The 19,197-nt window shown below is 72.2% G+C and carries 18 protein-coding genes and 2 pseudogenes; 8 read left to right on the top strand and 12 right to left on the bottom strand.

All coding sequences use genetic code 11. From position 1 onward, the window contains the following. Positions 1-50: 50 nt before the first annotated feature. Both OG622_RS13810 and OG622_RS13805 read right to left on the bottom strand, forming a co-directional pair. Complete coding sequence (locus tag OG622_RS13810; protein ID WP_371576193.1) at positions 51-869, bottom strand: PaaX family transcriptional regulator C-terminal domain-containing protein; 819 nt, start codon at positions 867-869, stop codon at positions 51-53. 15 nt (positions 870-884) lie between these two features. Next, on the bottom strand, positions 885-2,534 hold the full coding sequence (locus OG622_RS13805) for an AMP-binding protein (protein WP_371576192.1): 1,650 nt from the start codon (positions 2,532-2,534) through the stop codon (positions 885-887). A 236-nt stretch (positions 2,535-2,770) separates the two neighbouring features. Between OG622_RS13805 and OG622_RS13800 the strand changes: the two genes are divergently transcribed. Together OG622_RS13800 and OG622_RS13795 are read left to right on the top strand one after the other, a co-directional pair. Continuing rightward, positions 2,771-3,943: an acyl-CoA dehydrogenase family protein gene (locus tag OG622_RS13800; protein ID WP_371576190.1), complete on the top strand. Its 1,173-nt coding sequence runs from the start codon at positions 2,771-2,773 to the stop codon at positions 3,941-3,943. Then, on the top strand, positions 3,940-4,338 hold the full coding sequence (locus OG622_RS13795; protein ID WP_371576189.1) for a RidA family protein: 399 nt from the start codon (positions 3,940-3,942) through the stop codon (positions 4,336-4,338). Before OG622_RS13800 ends, OG622_RS13795 begins: the two co-directional genes overlap by 4 nt. An 18-nt stretch (positions 4,339-4,356) precedes the next feature. Here the strand turns inward: OG622_RS13795 and OG622_RS13790 are convergent, their stop codons facing one another. Beyond that, entirely contained in the window at positions 4,357-4,560 is a 204-nt protein-coding gene (locus tag OG622_RS13790; RefSeq protein ID WP_371576187.1) for a DUF5999 family protein, read from the bottom strand. Positions 4,561-4,830: 270 nt separating this feature from the next. Here OG622_RS13790 and OG622_RS13785 point away from each other — a divergent pair, with 270 nt between their 5' ends. Beyond that, the gene (locus tag OG622_RS13785) at positions 4,831-5,280 is read left to right on the top strand and encodes a DUF6299 family protein (RefSeq protein WP_371576185.1); all 450 of its coding nucleotides are present in this window, start codon (positions 4,831-4,833) and stop codon (positions 5,278-5,280) included. Between the two features lie 130 nt (positions 5,281-5,410). On the opposite strand, the gene OG622_RS13780 is transcribed toward OG622_RS13785, so the two are convergent. The 3 genes and pseudogenes from OG622_RS13780 to OG622_RS13770 all read right to left on the bottom strand — a co-directional run. Next, a complete protein-coding gene (locus OG622_RS13780) occupies positions 5,411-6,232 on the bottom strand; it encodes a carbonic anhydrase (RefSeq protein WP_371576183.1) in 822 nt (273 codons plus the stop codon). Between the two features lie 145 nt (positions 6,233-6,377). Next, the gene (locus tag OG622_RS13775; RefSeq protein WP_371576181.1) at positions 6,378-6,770 is read right to left on the bottom strand and encodes a helix-turn-helix domain-containing protein; all 393 of its coding nucleotides are present in this window, start codon (positions 6,768-6,770) and stop codon (positions 6,378-6,380) included. Between the two features lie 6 nt (positions 6,771-6,776). Further along, positions 6,777-6,959 (bottom strand): annotated as a pseudogene (locus tag OG622_RS13770) (IS200/IS605 family accessory protein TnpB-related protein); the annotation flags it as partial. A 148-nt stretch (positions 6,960-7,107) separates the two neighbouring features. Here OG622_RS13770 and OG622_RS13765 point away from each other — a divergent pair. Beyond that, positions 7,108-7,566, top strand: a pseudogene (locus OG622_RS13765) (FAD-binding protein); the annotation flags it as partial. A gap of 116 nt (positions 7,567-7,682) precedes the next feature. Here the strand turns inward: OG622_RS13765 and OG622_RS13760 are convergent. The 6 genes from OG622_RS13760 to OG622_RS13735 form a co-directional block, all read right to left on the bottom strand. Next, positions 7,683-8,384 (bottom strand): class F sortase, encoded by a 702-nt coding sequence (locus OG622_RS13760; RefSeq protein WP_371576180.1) that lies wholly within the window; start codon positions 8,382-8,384, stop codon positions 7,683-7,685. A 196-nt stretch (positions 8,385-8,580) separates the two neighbouring features. Beyond that, a complete protein-coding gene (locus tag OG622_RS13755; RefSeq protein WP_371576178.1) occupies positions 8,581-9,096 on the bottom strand; it encodes a hypothetical protein in 516 nt (171 codons plus the stop codon). 76 nt (positions 9,097-9,172) lie between these two features. Further along, positions 9,173-9,373 (bottom strand): hypothetical protein, encoded by a 201-nt coding sequence (locus OG622_RS13750; protein WP_371576177.1) that lies wholly within the window; start codon positions 9,371-9,373, stop codon positions 9,173-9,175. Between the two features lie 56 nt (positions 9,374-9,429). Continuing rightward, complete coding sequence (meaB, locus tag OG622_RS13745; protein ID WP_371576176.1) at positions 9,430-10,419, bottom strand: methylmalonyl Co-A mutase-associated GTPase MeaB; 990 nt, start codon at positions 10,417-10,419, stop codon at positions 9,430-9,432. Beyond that, positions 10,416-12,599 carry a methylmalonyl-CoA mutase gene (scpA, locus tag OG622_RS13740; RefSeq protein WP_371576174.1) on the bottom strand — a complete coding sequence of 728 codons (2,184 nt, stop codon included), beginning with the start codon at positions 12,597-12,599 and terminating at the stop codon, positions 10,416-10,418. The genes meaB and scpA overlap by 4 nt, the downstream gene beginning before the upstream one ends. Continuing rightward, positions 12,599-14,407, bottom strand: coding sequence for a methylmalonyl-CoA mutase family protein (locus OG622_RS13735; protein ID WP_371576173.1), 1,809 nt, complete (start codon positions 14,405-14,407; stop codon positions 12,599-12,601). Before OG622_RS13735 ends, scpA begins: the two co-directional genes overlap by 1 nt. A 204-nt stretch (positions 14,408-14,611) precedes the next feature. Here OG622_RS13735 and OG622_RS13730 point away from each other — a divergent pair, with 204 nt between their 5' ends. The 4 genes from OG622_RS13730 to OG622_RS13715 all read left to right on the top strand — a co-directional run bounded on the left by OG622_RS13730 (position 14,612) and on the right by OG622_RS13715 (position 18,914). Next, positions 14,612-14,836, top strand: coding sequence for a heavy-metal-associated domain-containing protein (locus tag OG622_RS13730; protein ID WP_371576172.1), 225 nt, complete (start codon positions 14,612-14,614; stop codon positions 14,834-14,836). Positions 14,837-14,960: 124 nt separating this feature from the next. Beyond that, positions 14,961-15,470 carry a hypothetical protein gene (locus tag OG622_RS13725; RefSeq protein ID WP_371576170.1) on the top strand — a complete coding sequence of 170 codons (510 nt, stop codon included), beginning with the start codon at positions 14,961-14,963 and terminating at the stop codon, positions 15,468-15,470. A 94-nt stretch (positions 15,471-15,564) separates the two neighbouring features. After that, complete coding sequence (locus OG622_RS13720) at positions 15,565-17,127, top strand: SPFH domain-containing protein (RefSeq protein WP_371576168.1); 1,563 nt, start codon at positions 15,565-15,567, stop codon at positions 17,125-17,127. Positions 17,128-17,678: 551 nt separating this feature from the next. Next, the gene (locus OG622_RS13715; RefSeq protein WP_371576167.1) at positions 17,679-18,914 is read left to right on the top strand and encodes a cation:proton antiporter; all 1,236 of its coding nucleotides are present in this window, start codon (positions 17,679-17,681) and stop codon (positions 18,912-18,914) included. Positions 18,915-19,197 lie beyond the last annotated feature (283 nt).

The raw sequence follows: 19,197 nt of genomic DNA, 5'->3' as shown, positions 1-19,197 counted from the left end.
TGAAGTAGAACCCTGAGGGTTCCCTTTGTGAACGAAATTGTTACAGGGCTCTACGATCCGGTGCCCGCGAACGCCGCCCCCGCGTCCCGCAGCCGCGTGTGCAGCGCCCGGAACACGGCCGCCGAGCGCACCCCCGGCCAGTCCGCCGGAAGCAGCGCGGCGGGCAGCCCGGGGTCGACGTACGGCAGATGGCGCCAGGAGTCCAGGGCCAACAGGTAGTCGCGGTACGCCTCCTCCGGCGGGGTACCCACGCGGTGCTCCCAGTCGTGCAGCACGGGCGCGTGCCGGTCGAGGAACGCCTCGTGCTGCTTCGCGATCCCGGCCAGGTCCCACCACCGCGCCACCGCCTCCGCCGTCGCCGCGAACCCCAGATGCTCGCCCCGGAACAGGTCCACGTACGGGTCGAGCCGCAGCCGGGTCAGGGTGTGCCGGGTCTCCTCGTACAGCCGGGCCGGCGCGATCCACACGCCCGGCGCGGCCGTGCCGAAACCGAGTCCGGCCAGCCGGGAGCGCAGCACATGCCGCTTCTGCCGCTCCGACTCCGGCACCGAGAACACGGCCAGGACCCAGCCCTCGTCCTGCTCGGGCGCCGTCGCGTAGATCCGCCGGTCGCCGTCCTCCAGGAGCTGCCGCGCGTCGCCCGACAGCTCGTACCCGGCCGCTCCCGCCGCCGTGCGGGCCGGCAGCAGCAGACCGCGCCGTTTCAGCCGGGACACCGAGGAGCGGACGGAGGGCGCGTCGACACCGATGGCGGCGAGCAGCCGGATCAGCTCGGAGACGGGTACGGGACCCGGCACCGAACGGCCGTACGCGCCGTAGAAGGTGACGATGAGCGAACGGGGTGCGTGCAGTTCGGACACGTTGATCATTTTAGGTCGTCGGCATCACTGCTGGTCACTTAGGGTGCGTAGCCGGAATCGCTGGAGCTTGCCGGTCGCCGTGCGCGGCAGCGCCTCCAGGAACACGATCTCGCGCGGGCACTTGTACGGCGCCAGCTCCGACTTGAGGAACGCGCGCAGCCTCTCGCCGTCCCGGCCGGCCCCCGCCGCGACCACCACATACGCGACGACGACCTGGCCGCGCGCCTCGTCGGGCCGCCCCACCACCGCCGTCTCCACCACGTCCGGATGGCGCATCAGGGCCTCCTCGACCTCGGGGCCCGCGATGTTGTAACCGGCTGAGATGATCATGTCGTCGGCGCGCGCGACATAGCGGAAGTACCCGTCCGGCTCGCGGACGTAGGTGTCGCCCGTGACGTTCCAGCCGTCCCGTACGTACTCCCGCTGCCGCTCGTCCGCCAGATAGCGGCACCCCACCGGACCGCGCACGGCGAGCAGCCCCTGCTCCCCGTCGGGCACCGGCACCCCGTCCGCGTCCTGCACGCGCGCGAGCCACCCCGGTACGGGCACCCCCGTCGTCCCCGGCCGTATGCCGTCGTCGGCCGCGGAGATGAAGATGTGCAGCAGCTCGGTCGCGCCGATGCCGTTGATGATCCGCAGCCCGGTCCGTTCGTGCCATGCCCGCCAGGTGGCCTCGGGCAGGTTCTCACCCGCCGACACACACCGCCGCAGCGACGAGATGTCGTAGCCGTTCGACCTGCCCGCCCGGTCCGCCCCGTCCGCCCCGTTCAGCTCCCCCAGCATCGCCCGGTAGGCCGTCGGCGCGGTGAACAGCACCGACACCCGGTGCTCGGCGACCGCGGGCAGCAGCTGCTTCGGGCCCGCCTGTTCGAGCAGCAGGGCGCTGGCGCCGGCCCGCATCGGGAAGACGACGAGACCGCCGAGGCCGAAGGTGAAACCGAGGGGCGGAGACCCGGCGAACACGTCGTCCGCCCGGGGCCGCAGCACATGCTTCGAGAAGGTGTCCGCGATCGCCAGGAGGTCCCGGTGGAAGTGCAGACACCCCTTGGGCCGCCCCGTCGTACCGGAGGTGAACGCGATCAGCGCCACGTCGTCGGCCGCCGTCTCCACCGCCTCGTACGGGCCCGCCGCCCCGTTCGCCGCCGGCAGGCCGAGCATGAGCGGATCGTCGGGGTCGTCCCCGCCGAAGGTGGTGATCCGCAGCCCCGGGACGTCCGCCTTCGCGAGGTCGCCCACATACCGGGCGTCGCACAGCGCGTGCTCCACCCGAGCCAGCTCGCAGACCGTCGCCAGCTCCTGCGGCCGCTGCTGCGCCAGCACCGTCACCGCGACCGCCCCCGCCTTGAGCACCGCCAGCCAGCACGCGGCCAGCCAGGGCGTGGTGGGCCCGCGCAGCAGGACCCGGTTGCCGGGGACCACGCCGAGGGCGGACGTCAGCGTGTGGGCGACCCGGTCGACGCGGGCCCGCAGTTCGCCGTACGTCCAGACGTCCCCGGCGGGCGTACGGAAGACCGGCCGGCCGGGATCACCGCCGTCGAGCAGCTCGGCGGCCGCGTTGAGCCGGTCCGGGTAGTGCAGCTCGGGGAGCCCGAAGGACAGCTCGGGCCACTGGCCCGGCGGCGGGAGACGGTCACGGGCGAAGGTGTCGAGATGAGCGGTGACCCTGGATTTCATGACGTTCGCCCCCTGCTGTCGTCCCTGCCGAAGTGGACTCGCACGTGGTGGTGGGCTCGCATGCCGCGGGTGGTCCTGGGGCGCCCCGCTCACCGGAAGCGATCAGGAACCGCAGTCCGAAATCGGTGTGATCCGGACGACGGACCCCAGCATCAGCGAGCGTATCGCCTTGGTGACGGCAGTCAACAGTTCGCGATAGCCTCGACAGTGGCCCCACGGGGGAGAAGGGATCGGCAATGACCGCATTCTCGCTCGAACCGGCACAACTCGCCTGGTGTGCCGAACTGCGCGCCCTGGCCGCCGAACGCCTGCGCCCCTTGGCCGACAAGGGCGAGCCCGGCCACGTCAACCGCCCCCTCGTCGCCGAGCTGGGCCGACTGGGTCTGCTCTCCCGGCTGTTCACCTCGGGCGCCCTCGACCTCTGTCTGATGCGCGAGTCACTGGCGTACGTCTGCACGGAGGCCGAGACGGCACTGGCCCTCCAGGGGCTGGGCGCCCACCCGGTGCACGCCCACGGCACCGCGGCCCAGCGCGCCCGCTGGCTCCCCCGGGTGAGCGACGGCGAGGCGGTCGCGGCCTTCGCGCTCAGCGAGCCGGGCGCGGGCTCCGATGCGGCGGCCCTGTCCTTGCGGGCGGAACCCGACGGCCCCGGCCGCTGGCGGCTGACCGGCGAGAAGCGCTGGATCTCCAACGCCCCCGAGGCCGACCTCTACACCGTCTTCGCCCGCACGACCCCGGACGCGGGCGCCCGCGGGGTGACCGCCTTCCTGGTCCCGGCCGACCGCCCCGGCCTCACCGGCACCCCGCTCGACATGCTCTCCCCGCACCCCATCGGCGCCCTCGACCTCGACGCCGTCCCCGTCACGGCCGACGATGTCCTCGGCGCCCCCGACCGGGGTTTCCGCGTCGCCATGGCCACCCTCAACCTCTTCCGCCCGAGCGTCGGCGCCTTCGCGGTCGGCATGGCCGACGCCGCGCTCGACGCCACGCTCACGCACACCGCCCGACGGGACGCGTTCGGCGGCAAGTTGCGGGATCTGCAGACGGTCGCCCACCAGGTCGCGGAGATGGCGATGCGCACGGAGGCGGCCCGGCTGATGGTCTACGCGGCGGCGACGGCGTACGACTCCGGCGACCCGGACGTACCCCGGCGGGCCGCGATGGCGAAGCTGCTGGCCACGGAGACCGCGCAGTACGTCGTCGACGCCGCCGTACAACTGCACGGGGCCCGGGCGCTGCGGCGCGGCCATCTGCTCGAACACCTCTACCGGGAGGTGCGGGCGCCGCGCATCTACGAAGGAGCGAGCGAGATCCAACGGGCCGTCATCGCGAAGGAGTTGTACGCGAGGGAGGCGTCCGCGCGGGAGGCGGAGGCGCTGGACTCCGCAGGAGAGGGGCGGTCGGCGTGAGCACCGAGCGGGTGAACCCGGCAGGGCTGTCGCCGCCCACCGGCTTCTCGCACGCCGTGGTCGCCACCGGCGGCCGGATCGTGTTCCTCGCGGGCCAGACCGCGCTCGACGCGGACGGCAAGATCGTGGGGGAGACGCTGGAGGAGCAGTTCGAGCGGGCCCTCGGCAATCTGCTGACCGCGCTGGAGGCCGCCGGCGGCACACCGGCCGAGCTCGCCCGAGTCACCGTCTATGCCAAGGACGTCGCCGACTATCGCGTCCGCGCGCCCCGACTCGGCCGGATCTGGCGGAGGCTGGCGGGGCGGGACTATCCCGCGATGGCGGTCGTCGGCGTCGTACGGCTCTGGGACGAACGGGCCCTGGTGGAACTCGACGGCTTCGCGGTCCTGCCGTAGCCGTGCGGGAGGGGCGTCTCAGGCGGCGGTCGCCAGACCGGTGAAGACCGGTCGGTGCGGGGCGATCACGCTGCCGTCGGGCAGCAGTTCACCGGTGTCGTCGAAGACGATCGCCCCGTTGCACAGCAGGTTCCAGCCCTGCTCGGGGTGGAAGACGACGATGTGCGCGGCGTCGCGGTCCGTGCTGTCGATCGGGGGGCACAGGGGCTGGTGGGCACACATGGCGCACCTCCACGTCTTTGTGAGTGCCGGCGGCGAGTCACCGCCTCGCACTACAGACCATGCCCGCGCCGGGAACCCAGGGCCACACAGTTTCGTGAGACGTGACAGCACCCGGACGTGCCGTGACAGGACGCGGACATAGCCCCGCACGCGCGGGTCGCGTCCGGTAGCGAGGACGGCGGAACCGACACGCCGACGGAGGGGTGATGATCACCGGCGCGCCCCGGCCGGGACGGTACCTCTGGAGCCCCCGTCCAAGGAGGTATCACCATGCCCTTGTCCCAGACCTTCTCGCAGGTCCCCCGGGTACTCGGCGCCGCCGCCGGTGCCGCGCTGCTGCTGTTCTCCGCCGCCCCGTCCGCCGGTGCCACGAGCGAGCCGTCCGAGACGTTGACCATCGACCCCACCGGCTACGTCGCCCCGGACGGCACCCTCACCCTCTCCGGCACGTACCGCTGCCTCGGCAGCAACGGCCCCGTCTTCGTCTCGTCCTTGCTCCAGCAGGGCGACAGCAGGGTCCGTCAGGGGGTCGGCGGGTCGACGGCGGTCTGCGACGGCGCCGACCACACCTGGACCAACACGCAGAGGGCCGAGCCGGGCCGCTATGTGCCCGGCCCGGCCCGGGTGGAGGCCACCGTCACCGAGCTGTCGGGCAGCGGGCTGCCGCTGCCCAGGTTCCACGCGGTGCGGCAGCAGGACATCACCCTCGTCGAGGGCTGAGCCGGCGGCCGGGGCGCGACCCGGGCCGCGGCAACCGCCACGGCAGGGCCACGGCAGGATCACGGCAACGCGAAGGCGGCCCCGGTGGTGGGTGGTGCACCGGAGCCGCCTTTCCCCTTGCCGGGGCTCGCTACTTGAGCAGGTGCACGCGCTGCGTCGTCAGGTCGTAGCGGGCGCCGACGACGGCCACCTTGCCCGCCTTCAGCTTGGCGGCGATGTCGGGGTCGGCCGCGATCTTGGAACGGACGAGCCGGACGTTCGCGTCGATCGTCGCCGCGACCCGGGCGTCACCGGTCACGCTGTGGTCGATGGCCGGAGCGATCTCGTCGGCGATGTACTGGATGCCGCTCGGCAGCTCCTCGCCGCTCTCGTCCACCGCGACGGCGGCCTTCACGGCTCCGCAGGACTGGTGACCGAGCACCATGACCAGCGGGATGTTCAGTTCGAGGACGCCGTACTTGACGCTGCCGAGCACCGACTGGTCCAGCACCTCGCCCGCGCTGCGCACGGTCATCAGGTCGCCGAGGCCCTGGTCGAAGACCAGCTCCGGGGGGACGCGGGAGTCGATGCAGCCGAGGACGAGGGCGAAGGGGTGCTGCCCGGTCGTCAGGGTCTTGCGGATGACGGCGTCCTCGTCGGGGTGCTGCTCGTGGAGGGTCCGCCAGCGGCGGTTTCCCTTCGAGAGTTCCTTCAGCGCCTCGTCCGCCGTGCTCGGCCGCGTGTGGGTGGCGGCGGAGGGCGAGGAGTTCGCGCGGGTGGAGCGGGAGACGGGCTCGGCCTCGGCCGGGAAGGCACCGACGGCGAGGCCGCCGCCGAGAACGGCGGTGCCGGCCAGCGCGGCGCGCAGGAGCGAGCGTCGGCCGCGGGGCTTCACGTGGGATATCGGGGCGTCGGCGCCGGCGGCGGTCGCCTCGGCGGCATCGCCTCTGTGGGGTGCTGCGTCAGGGTTCACGGGCAGGAACGTACGTCCGGTCCAAACACTCAAGCGATCAAGATGCGAAATCATGGACGGACGTTGATCAATCATGGCCGACCCTTGAATCATTCTTGGCCACTTCAGGGGGGCTTTTTGGACAGCTGGTCACTTGCTGTTCGCCTTACGGGCTGTGAGCGCTTTCTGCCCCTGTGGCCAGCCATGTTGTCAGCGCCCACCACCAGTGCAGGGTCGTCAGCGTCCCGGACGGCCCGTCGAGGGCGCCGTCGGTGAGCGAGGTGCCGGTGAGGTGGTGCAGCCGGCCGAGGCGGTAGCGGACGGTGTTGGGGTGGGTGAACAGCGCCGTGGCGGTCCGGTCCAGGCGGCGGCCGCTGTCGAGGAACGCCAGTGCGGTGAGTGCGAGTTGGCGGTGGAAGTCGTCCGCCGGATCGAGCCCGCCGAGGAACCGGCCGCTCAGCGCCGCGCCCAGCACGGCGTGGTCCGCCATCGCGATCTCCCCGGCCAGATCGGTCAGTTCACGCACGCCGCGCAGCCCCCGCCGGCTCCCGATCTCCAACCGTTCCTAAAGACTGAGCGGGAGTGAGTTCTGTTGCCAGAACCCTTGCTCGGCCGAACGCCCCGGATGGTGTTGGACGTTCTGGTTGCCCGCGTTCGCTCCGCGTCCGGGCGGCACGGATCGTGTCCGTGGTCCGGGGATGCGGGGGCGGGTTTCCTCACGCCCTGGGACGCCGGGTCCGGCCTGGACCAGCTCCTCGCACACGTCCGTGTCGGCGGCCATGGCCCGCAGGACACCGGTGACCGGTTCGCGCTCGTGGACGACCGTCATGCGCGCTTCTCCCGTCCCGTACCCACACGTTCCGTTCCGTCCCCGGCGCTGTCGCCGGGCCACAAACGAAATGGTCCGGGGCATGAACAAGCTGACGGGCGACAACCTGATCGACCTCGCCGACCTGACGCGGCAGATCGAGGCCCGCGACCGCGAGATCAGCAACGAGTACACCAAGGACGTCCAGGTCATGGGCATCCGCAACGCCCTCAAGTACCCCGGCGACACGCTCAGCCGGACAGCCTCCGCCCACAAGATCATGGACACGAGCGCCCACCCGCTGATCGCCGTGCGCCTCAACATCCTCACCCGCAAGTCCCTCGGCGGCCTCCAGACCGACCTCTCCGGCCGCGTCCTGAACGCCTCCGGAGAGCCGGTCCCCGGCCTCTACGCGGCCGGCGAGGTCGCCGGCTTCGGCGGCGGCGGGGTCCACGGCTACGCCTCCCTGGAGGGCACCTTCCTCGGCGGCTGCCTCTTCTCGGGCCGCCAGTCGGGCAGGGCGGCGGCGGAGGCCACGGGGTCCTGAGACAACCCGAAGCGGGGTCCGGACGGCGCGGCACACGCGGCGACCGGACCCCGCTCCCTCATGCCCGCACGCCCGCCCTCACACGCTCGCCCTCGCGCCGTCATGCCCGCACGCCCTCACGTCCGGTGCGCGAAGACCACCAGGTTCTCCGTGTAGTCCTTGACCTTGCGGTCGTAGTCGCCCGCGCAGGTGATCAGCCGGACCTCGGGTCGGGAGGCGTCGGCGTACACCCGCTTGTCGGGGAAGTCGTCCTTCTCGAACGTCTCCACCGCGTCGACCACGAAGTGCGCCCTGCTGCGGTCGGCGCGTACGACGTGGAAGACGTCCCCCTTCTTCAGTTCGGCGAGTCCCGCGAAGACGGCCGGCGAGGTCACCGTGTCGACGTGCCCGGCGATGATCGAGGTGCCCGTCTCCCCGGGGGCCGCGCCCTCGGCGTGCCAGCCGACGAGGTTCACGTCGTCGGCGGGCGGGGCCTCCAACTGCCCGGAGCGGCCGACGGAGAGGGGAACGAACGGGGCGCTCACCCGGATCTTCGGAATGAGCAGGCGGATCGGCCTGAACCGGGCCTCCCGCCGGCGCCGCTCCACCGGTGGTTCGGCCGGGGACGCCTCCTCCGAGGGGGCGGCGGGGACCGGGCCGGCCTGCGGGGCGTGCCGGGCGTTCGGCGGGCGGGAGGAGCCGGACGAGGAGTCCTCGCCGCCGAACAGACTCACCGCCAGGATCATCAGGACCACGGCGCACAGCACGGTCAGATTGACGCGAGTGCCATGGCCGGTCGGCACCGGATCGGTGCCGGGGGGAGAAGGGTGGGCTGCCATCGGACACCACCTCACCAGGTACGGCAGCTGAAACGGACGGACGGACGGGCGGACAGACGGGCGGGCGGAGGGGCGGACGGACGGGCGGAGGGCGGCGGGTGGAGAACGCGCCGGCACGCCGGCCGGGCCGCCACACGACACACGGTGTGGCGGCGCGGCCGCTGCTATCGCGCCAGGTATCGCGCCCGGCATGGGCTCAGACCACGCTTTCGGCACTCTTCCTGCGGCGCAGGGCGTACACGCCTGCCCCGGCCACCGCGAGGACGGCCATCCCGCCCGCGGTCACCGCCGGCGAGGCGAGGGCGCCGCCACCGGTGTGCATGCCGCCGTGGGGCTTTTCGTGGTCGCCCTTCCAGGACCCCTCCTCGTCCTTCCAGGAGCCCTTGTCCTGCTCGCCCTTCCACGACTCCTTGCCGTGGTCGGCCTTCGGGGCCTCCTTCGTGGACTCGTCCTCCTTGCCGTAGCCCCCGGCCCCGGGCTTGGCCGCCGGCTCGGAGTCCCACTCCCCCTCGTTGTTCAGCGAGGTCAGCGCACCGCCACCCGTGTGAATCCCGCCATGCGGTCCGTCGTGGCTGCTGTCCTTGTCGTGCTCCTTGCTGTAGCCATGGTCCTCGTGGTCCCACTTGTCACCGTTGGCGTACGCGCCGGGTGCGGTGATGGCGAGGACGGCGGTGGCCGCCGCGGTAGCGAGAAGCATGCGAGCAGAACGCATCTGATGGTCCTTCCGCCACAGCCGGGCAGCTGGCGCTTCGTCAGCTGACTTGACCCGGCTCCGACGTGATCCACCGTCAGCCGGATCTCGTTCCGCCACCACTCGGGGCGCTCAGCCGGGTGAACCGGAGCAGATCGCGCGGGGACCGGCCCCCGACCAGGCGCCACACGGCGATGACCGGGTCGCAGAGGGCGCGGCCCGGGGACGAGCCGTCGAGGAAGAGGGGGCGGCGCGCGCCCGCCTCGCCGGGCACGCGCCCCGCCGCCTCCAGGGCCATGACCGACAGGTTCCAACAGGTACCGACGGGTTACCGCCACCGCTGGGGCGGCCCGCCTACTCCGCCCGCTCGGAGTCCCCGAAGGCCTCCAGGATGCGCTCGGCCGCCAGTGTGGCCGTCAGCTCGCCGTCCCTGACCCGTTGTTCGAGGCCGGGCGCCAGGGACCGGACGCCGGGATGGGTGCGCAGCCGGCCGAGGAGTTCGTCGCGGACCATCGACCAGGTCCAGTCGACCTGCTGGTTCCGGCGCTTGGCGGCGAGTCGGCCGGTGGAGTCGAGGAGGGTGCGGTGCTGCTCCAGGCGCTCCCAGACGGCGTCCAGACCGTTCGACTCGCGGGCGCTGCAGCTCAGCACCGGTGGCGTCCAGACCGGGTCATGGCCGTGCATCAGCCGCAGGGCGCCCGCCAGCTCACGGGCCGCCGTGCGGGCGTCGCGCTCGTGCGGGCCGTCCGCCTTGTTGACGGCGAGCACGTCGGCCAGCTCCAGGACGCCCTTCTTGATGCCCTGGAGCTGGTCGCCGGTGCGGGCGAGGGTGAGGAGGAGGAAGGAGTCGACCATGTCGGCGACGGCCGTCTCGGACTGGCCGACACCGACGGTCTCCACCAGCACCACGTCGTAGCCGGCCGCCTCCATCACCACGATCGACTCGCGGGTGGCCTTGGCGACCCCGCCGAGCGTGCCGGCCGTGGGGGAGGGCCGTACGAAGGCCGCCGGATCGACGGCCAGGCGCTCCATACGGGTCTTGTCGCCGAGGATCGAGCCACCCGTACGGCTCGACGACGGATCCACCGCCAGCACCGCCACCCGGTGCCCGAGCGAGGTCAGCATCGTGCCGAACGCGTCGATGAACGTCGACTTGCCGACCCCCGGCACCCCGCTGACCCCGATCCGCCGCGCCCGGCCGCTGTGCGGCAGCAGCGCGGTCAGCAACTCCTGGGCCAGGGTCCGGTGTTGGGGCCGGGTGGACTCGACGAGGGTGATGGCACGGGCGATGACCGCCCGCTTCCCGTCGAGGACGCCCTTGGCATAGGCGTCGACATCGATCACAGGTCGTGCCCGAGGTCGTCCGACAGCCTCTTCACCAGGTCGTACGCCGCGTCCGGGATCACCGTCCCGGGCGGGAACACGGCCGCCGCGCCCATCTCCAGCAGCGTGGGAACGTCCTGTGGCGGGATCACCCCGCCGACCACGATCATGATGTCCGCGCGTCCCTCCTCGGCCAGCTGCTCCTTCAGCGCCGGTACGAGGGTGAGGTGCCCCGCGGCCAGCGACGACACCCCGACGATGTGCACGTCCGCCTCGACGGCCTGACGGGCCACCTCGGCCGGGGTCTGGAACAGCGGGCCGACGTCCACGTCGAAGCCGAGGTCGGCGAAGGCGGTCGCGATCACCTTCTGGCCCCGGTCGTGGCCGTCCTGGCCCATCTTGGCGACCAGGATGCGCGGCCGGCGGCCCTCGGCCTCGGCGAAGGAGTCCACCAGGCTCCGGGTGCGCTCCACGTTCGGGGAGTCGCCTGCTTCGTTGCGGTACACGCCGGAGATCGTACGGATCTGGCTCGCGTGCCGGCCGTACACCTTCTCCAGGGCGTCGGAGATCTCGCCGACCGTGGCCTTGGCGCGGGCCGCGCGCACGGCCAGCTCCAGCAGGTTGCCCTCGCCCCCGGCGGCCCGGGTGAGCGCGTCCAGCGAGTCCTGGCACGCCTGCTCGTCGCGGTCCGCACGCAGTCGGCGGAGCTTGTCGATCTGCTGGGTGCGGACCGAGGAGTTGTCGACCTTGAGGACGTCGATCTGCTCGTCGGTCTCCACGCGGTACTTGTTGACGCCGATGACCGGCTGCCGGCCGGAGTCGATCCGGGCCTGGGTGCGGGCCGCGGCCTCCTCGATGCGCAGCTTGGGGATGCCCGCGTCGATGGCCTTGGCCATGCCGCCCGCCGCCTCGACCTCCTGGATGTGCTGCCAGGCACGGCGGGCGAGGTCGTACGTCAGCTTCTCGACGTAGGCGCTGCCGCCCCAGGGGTCGATGACCCGGGTCGTGCCGGACTCCTGCTGGATGAGGAGCTGGGTGTTGCGGGCGATGCGCGCCGAGAAGTCGGTGGGCAGGGCGAGAGCCTCGTCGAGGGCGTTGGTGTGCAGCGACTGGGTGTGGCCCTGGGTGGCCGCCATCGCCTCCACGCACGTACGCGTGACGTTGTTGAAGACGTCCTGCGCGGTCAGCGACCAGCCGGAGGTCTGCGAATGGGTGCGCAGGGAGAGGGACTTGGCGTTCTGCGGGTCGAACTGCCTCACCAGCTTCGCCCACAGCAGGCGGGCCGCGCGCAGCTTGGCGACCTCCATGAAGAAGTTCATGCCGATCGCCCAGAAGAACGACAGCCGGGGCGCGAACGCGTCCACGTCCATCCCCGCCTCCCGGCCCGCACGGATGTACTCCACGCCGTCCGCGAGCGTGTACGCCAGCTCCAGGTCGGCCGTCGCGCCCGCCTCCTGGATGTGGTAGCCGGAGATCGAGATGGAGTTGTAGCGGGGCATCCGCTGGGAGGTGAAGGCGAAGATGTCGGAGATGATCCGCATCGACGGCTTCGGCGGATAGATGTAGGTGTTGCGGACCATGAACTCCTTGAGGATGTCGTTCTGGATGGTCCCCGCCAGCTTCTCCGCCGGCACACCCTGCTCCTCGGCCGCCACGATGTAGAGCGCCAGCACGGGCAGCACGGCGCCGTTCATCGTCATCGACACGGTCATCCGGTCCAGCGGGATGCCGTCGAAGAGCTGCCGCATGTCGAGGATCGAGTCGATCGCCACGCCCGCCATGCCGACGTCACCCGTCACGCGCGGGTGGTCGCTGTCGTAGCCGCGGTGGGTCGGCAGGTCGAAGGCGACGGACAGGCCCTTCTGACCCGCCGCCAGGTTGCGGCGGTAGAAGGCGTTCGACTCCTCCGCCGTGGAGAAGCCCGCGTACTGCCGGATCGTCCAGGGCTGGTTGACGTACATCGTCGGGTACGGGCCGCGCAGATACGGCGCCATGCCCGGGTAGGTGCCCAGGAAGTCCAGACCCTCCAGGTCCTGCCCGGTGTACAGCGGCTTGACCGGGATGCCCTCCGGGGTCTCCCACAGCAGGTCGTCACCGCCGGCCGCCTTCTTGACCGCCGTACGCCAGTCGTCGGCGCCGCCGTCGAGGGCCGGGGAACCCAGCTCGATCCCGGAGAAGTCGGGGACGGAGGGGACGGTCATCAGGACACTCCCATGCGGTCGAGGGTCGCGGACAGCACGGCCACGGCGTCGCAGCCCGCGAAGACGTACGCGTCGACGTCGGTGTACTGCCCGGGACGGCCGGCGAGGAACACGTGCGCGGCGCCGGCGGCCTTCAGCTCCGCCGCCACGCTCGCCGCCCGTTCCTCGTACAGGGCGTCGCTGGAGCACACGCACACCTCGGTGGCGCCGCTCTCCTCGAACGTGCCCCCGGTGACGGGCTCGATGCCGCCCGCCTGGAAGAGGTTGGCGGCGAAGGTCGTACGCGCGGTGTGGGCGACGGCGGGGCCCAGGGACGCCAGGTGGATCCGGGGCCGGGAACCCGTCGCGGCGAGGTGGGCGTCCGAGCGGGCGCGCAGCACCTCGTACGCCTCGTCGCGGCTGACGCGAGGGAGACCGCCGGACGGCGGCTCGGCGGCGGGCCGGCGGACGACCGGCTTCTCGGCCAGGTGGGGGAACTCGCTGACGCCGGTGATCGGTTCGCGGCGCTTGGCGAGCTTCGCACTGCGGGCCGCCCAGGTCTCGGCGAGACGCTGCCGTACGGCGCCGGAGCGCAAGGCGGCCGCCTGGCCGCCCGCGTGCTCGATCTCCTGGAAGAACTCCCAGCCCGCGTGGGCGAGTTCGTCGGTGAGGCGTTCCACGTACCAGGAGCCGCCCGCCGGGTCGATCACCCGGGAGAGGTGGGACTCCTCGATGAGGATCGTGGAGGTGTTGCGGGCGATGCGCCGCGCGAACGCGTCCGGCAGCCCGAGCGAGTGGTCGAAGGGCAGCACGGTGACGGAATCGGCACCTCCCGCCCCGGCGGCCAGCGTGGCGATGGTCGTGCGCAGCATGTTCACCCACGGGTCGCGGCGCGTCATCATCACCGTCGAGGTCACCGCGGCTTGCGTCTGCGCCCCGGCTGCGGGCACCCCGCACACCTCGGCCACCCGGGCCCAGAGCCGGCGCGCCGCCCGCAGCTTGGCGATCGTCAGGAACTGGTCGGCGGTCGCCGCGTACCGGAACTCCAGCTGCGCACAGGCCTGTTCGACGCTCAGCCCGGCCTCGGTCAGCTCCCGCAGATACGCGACGCCGGTCGCGAGCGAGGCACCCAGCTCCTGTGCGGCCGAGCCACCGGCCTCGTGGTACGGCAGGGCGTCCACGGTCAGGGCCCGCAGCCCCGGATACTCCTCGGCGCACAACCGGGCGAGCCCGGCCACCGGTGCGAAGTCGTACGTCTGCCCGGTGCGGGCCTCGTGACCGAGGGGGTCCGCGCCCAGGTTGCCGCGCGCCGCCTCCTTGGCGACGCCCCGCTCGGCGTACAGCCGCAGCAACTCCCGTGCGGCGGGCTCGACCTCGGCGCCCGCGTCCAGGACGACCGGCGCGAGATCGAGAAAGACGCCGTCGAGGACCCGGCCGAGCGACGGCACCGGGAAGCCGGCCCCGCCGAGCACCAGCCACAGGGAGGTGACGCCGTTCTCCAGGTCGGCGAGCACCGCGTCGCCGTCCGCCGCCGTGTGCCGCTGGCGTACGTCCCAGCCGTCGACGGTGTTGCCCGCGGCCCGGCCTCCTCGTACGAAGGGCGCGAAGCCGGGGTAACCCGGAGGGGGCGCGGTGTCGTGCGCGGTGTACAGAGGACGGGTGCGCAGCCCGTCCTCCAGCGCGGTGGACAGGGCTTCCTCGGCCTGAGCACCCTCGACGTCCTTGCCCGACTTGCGCAGCACGCCCGCAACGAGGCGCTGCCACTGCTCGTGGGTTGCGTCAGGGAACTCGGCGGCCAGCTCAAGCCCGTCGTCAGGCAGGACCGTCATGCTCGGATGCTAGGCCAGAGGCACAAAGGAGCAGCAGGGGGAACGGCTGTGACCTTGCCCTCTCCGGGACGGCCTCGAAGCCGCGCGGGCCACCTGCCGGGCCCGGACTGAACGTGGTGCGGCCGTTCGCCGTACCTCGTGCCACGCGGTCCGTGAGCCCCCGGCGGCACAGTCACCGGGCCGACAGAGGAACGGAGCGACCCCATGGCCGAGAAGTACTTCACCGTGTCCGGCATGAGCTGCGCCCACTGCGCCGCGAGCGTCACCGAGGAGGTCGTCGCGGTGCCCGGCGTCACGGAGGTCGATGTCGACGTACGGGCCGGCCTGGTGACCGTACGCGGGGAGACGGTCGACGACGCGGCGGTGCGCGCGGCGGTCGTCGAGGCGGGCTACGAGGTCGCGGAGGTCGTACGGCAGGCCGCGGCCTGAGCAGGGAAGCAGGAAGGAAAGGCGCGGGAACATTGCCGGAACACGGCAATGAACCGGGTCCCCCACCCGTGTGAAAATCCCGTCAAGCCGGAGACCGGCGGCGGGGTGGGAGGGGGCGGCGCGAATGGCCTGGTTCTTCGGACTCGGCATCACGGGGGTCGTGCTGCTCGCCCTGTCGCTGGTCTTCGACGGGGTGCTCGACGGCGCGTTCGACGGTGTTCTGGACGGTGCCCTTGACGGGTACCTGTCGTTGCCGGGGGTCGCCGGGTTCCTGGCGGCGACCGGCTTCGGCGGGGTCCTCGCGACCGAACTGCTGGACGCGGGGCCGGTGGTCGCCACCGGCTGCGGTGCGGCCCTGGGGGCCGCCACGGCCTGGCTGACGTACCGCTTCGGCCGGGCCCTGATGTCCGATCGGACGGCCGTCGCGCCACGGGGCGACGACCTGGTGGGCACCGCGGGCAAGGTGGTGACCGCCATTCCGGCCGACGGGTTCGGCGAGGTGCTGCTCCGGCTCGCCGGGCAGCCGGTGAAGTTCGCCGCGCGCAGCGGGGGGCCGGTCGCCCGGGGCGCCGAGGTGTGGGTGGAGGCGGCGCCCACCGCCACCTCGGTCGTCGTGCGTGCTGTGGACCGCTGAGCCGCTCATCTCCTGATCCTTTCTCTCCTTCTTCTCTTCCTCTTCTTCTTGGCTTCTTGGCTCTTCTTCTTGTGTGATTCTGGGGGCATTTGTTATGAATTCTATCGTTCTCGCGGTGCTGGGGGTCGTCGTACTCCTGGTGCTGCTGGCTCTCGTCGTGGTCACCCGCTACAAGGTGGCGGGCCCCAGCGAGGCGTTCATCGTCACCGGCCGGCGTGGCAAGCAGGCGACCGATCCGGACACCGGGCGGGTGTTCACCGACAACAGCGGCCAGAAGGTCGTGGTCGGCGGCGGGGTGTTCGTCGTGCCGTTCGTGCAGCAGCGGTTCACCCTGGACCTGTCGTCACGTCACATCCCGGTGGCGGTGCGCGGCGCGGTCACCCTGCGCGGGATCAAGGCGAACCTCGAAGGGGTCGCCATCGTCAAGGTCGGCGGGACCGAGGACTCGATCCGGGCCGCCGCCCAGCGGTTCCTGATGCAGCAGGACGGCATCGTCGGCTTCACCCAGGAGGTGCTGTCGGGCGCGCTGCGGGCCATCGTCGGCCGGATGTCGGTGGAGGACGTCATCCGCGACCGGGCCGCGTTCGCCGGGCAGGTCGCCGAGGAGGCCGAGGCCAGTCTGTCGGGGCAGGGCCTCGTGCTGGACGCCTTCCAGATCCAGGACATCACCACCGAGGGCTCCTATCTGGAGGATCTCGGCCGTCCGGAGGCCGCGCGAGCCAAGCAGGAGGCCGACATCGCCGAGGCGGTGGCCCGGCGCGCCGCCGAGCAGGCCCGGCTGAAGGCCGAGGAGGAGATCGCGGTCGCCCAGCGGACCTTCGCCCTCAAGCAGGCCGAGATCAAGGCGGAGACGGACTCGGCCGCCGCCCAGGCGAACGCGGCCGGCCCGCTCGCCGAGGCGGCCCGTCAGCAGGACATCCTCGCCGAGCACGAGAAGGTCGCCGAGCGGCAGGCGGCGTTGAAGGACCGTCAGCTGGACACCGAGATCCGCAAGCCCGCCGACGCCCAGCGGTACGCGGCCGAACAGGAGGCCGAGGCCCGGCGGGTGGCCCGGGTCAAGCAGGCCGAGGCCGAGCGGCTGGCCGAGATCGCGGGCGCCCAGGCGGAGGCCGAGCGGGCGCGGCTGACCGGTGAGGGCGAGAAGCAGCGGCGTACCGCGCTGGCCGAGGCCGAGGCCGTCGAGGGGCTCAGGCAGGGCGAGTCGGAGCGGGCGCGGCGGACGGCGATCGCGGAGGCGGTGCGGCTGGAGGGCGAGGCCGAGGCGGCGGCCATCGGCGCGAAGGGGGCGGCCGAGGCCGAGGCGATGCGGCAGAAGGCCGACGCCTTCGGGCGGTACGGCGACGCGGCGATCCTGCAGATGCTCGTCGAGGTACTGCCCCAGGTCGTCGCCAAGGCGTCCGAACCGCTCTCCGCGGTGGAGAAGATGACCGTCATCTCCACCGACGGTGCCGCCCGCATCCCGCGCGCGGTCGCCGACAACGTCGCCCAGGGGATCGAACTCCTCGGCTCCACCACGGGTGTCGACCTCGCGGAACTCCTGAAGGGCCTCTCGCGGGGCGGTGGGGGCGGCGCGAAGTCGGGGGAGCGGTCGGGGGATCGGTCGGGGGAGCGGTCCGTGCGGCACGGTGACAACGGCAAGGTCGAGATCGGGGAGTGACAGGGTGAGCCTGAGGTAAAGGGAAATAGGTAGCGCTTTACCTATTGTGTGATTTTACCTTTTCGTAGTGCGCTAGAATCCTTTACCAAGCGCTAACGCTCTACTGAGCGCTTATTTGCTCATTCGTTCGAGTGGTGGTCGGGTGATTCAGCCGACGGCGTGTTGGGGGGGCGTGACATGGGTCGAGTAGTCCGCGTGCGCGTCGTGAACGCCGCTCGCGACGCCGTACCCGATACCGGCCGCGCCGCGGGGCCGAGCGACCGCCCCGAGCACTGACGCCCTCGCGGCCGTAGCAGAGGTTTCGTCGACTGCCCGATGCCGTCGGGCAGTCGACGCCCCGTCATGTAGGCAACCGAACCCTGCGGGAAACCCGCGCGCCCGTACGACACCGACGGCCCCGCCCGACCGGTGTGCCGGGCCCCGCCGCCCGCACCCGCGGTCGTAACCGCACGTGACCAGGGCACCCGCACGCGACCAACCAGCGCACCCGCACCCGACTCGCACCAGGCACAGACGCCGTCACCGCACTCGTCAACGGAGGACAGACGCCCGTGCACAACACCACCGCCATGCTCATAGAACTCGGGGCGATCATTCTCGCCCTGGGTCTGCTGGGCCGCCTCGCCGGACGCGTGGGCTTCTCGCCCATACCTCTCTATCTGCTCGCCGGGCTCGCCTTCGGCCACGGCGGCATCCTTCCTCTGCAGGCCAGCGAGGAGTTCGTCGCCACCGGCGCAGAGATCGGCGTCATACTCCTGCTGCTCCTGCTCGGCCTGGAGTACAGCGCCTCCGAACTCGTCACCAACCTCAAGACCCAGTACCCCTCCGGCGCGGTCGACTTCGTCCTCAACGCCGCCCCCGGCGCCGCGATGGCGCTGCTGCTCGGCTGGGGCCCGGTCGCCGCCGTCGCCCTCGCCGGCGTCACCTGGATCTCCTCCTCCGGTGTCATCGCCAAGGTCCTCGGCGACCTGCGCCGCCTCGGCAACCGGGAGACCCCGGTCGTGTTGGGCGTCCTGGTCCTCGAAGACCTCTCCATGGCCGTCTACCTGCCGATCCTCACCGCCCTCCTCGCCGGGGTGAGCCTCGCGGGCGGCGCCCTCACCCTCCTGATCGCCCTGGGCACGGTGGGCGCCGTCCTCTACGTCGCCCTGCGCCACGGCCGGCTGATCAGCCGTGCCGTCTCCTCCGACAACGCCGAGATGCTCCTCCTGGTCGTCCTCGGCCTCACCCTCGTCGTCGCCGGGGTCGCCCAGCACCTCCAGGTGTCGGCCGCCGTGGGCGCGTTCCTGGTCGGCATCGCGCTGTCCGGTGAGGTCGCCGAGGGTGCCAGCAGCATCCTCACCCCGCTGCGGGACCTGTTCGCCGCGGTGTTCTTCGTCTTCTTCGGCCTGCACACCGACCCCGCCGCCATCCCGCCCGTCCTCCTCCCGGCCCTCGCGCTGGCCGCCGTCACCACCCTCACGAAGATCGCCACCGGCTACTGGGCGGCCCGGCGGGCCGGGATCTCCGCCAAGGGCCGCTGGCGGGCGGGCGGCACGCTGGTCGCCCGGGGCGAGTTCTCCATCGTCATCGCCGGCCTCGCCGTCGGCGTGGAGCCCCGCGTCGGCCCTCTCGCGACGGCGTACGTCCTCATCCTCGTCGTCCTCGGCCCCCTCACCGCCCGCTGGACCGAACCCCTCGCCACCCGGCTCACCCGCCGCGCGTCGACCGCGCCCCGGGAGGCGCCGACGACGCGGCCCGACCTGAACCCCGAGCCCACCACCGAGGCCGTGCACGCGAACGTCTGAGGAGACCGGTGTGGGCCGCGCCCGGTCCGAACGCGACGCGGCGTACGAGCGTGGCGAGGAGCACCCCGGGACACTCCGCACGGCGCCACCACCAGCACCGGATCGCCCACGAACCGAACGGGGAAAGCATGAACGCCCAGCACTGGAACGGCAGGAACGCGAAGATGAGGAACGCGAAAGCCGGGCATGCGGGCGGTAGCGGCGCGGGTGTCCCGGCCGCGGGTGGAGAGAGCGGGGGTGTCCGGGGCATGGTCGGGGAGGGCGCGGGTGTCCGGAGCGCGGG

This window comes from Streptomyces sp. NBC_01314 (assembly GCF_041435215.1).
Classification (GTDB): Bacteria; Actinomycetota; Actinomycetes; order Streptomycetales; family Streptomycetaceae; genus Streptomyces.
This window is presented reverse-complemented; position numbering and strand designations above follow the sequence as displayed.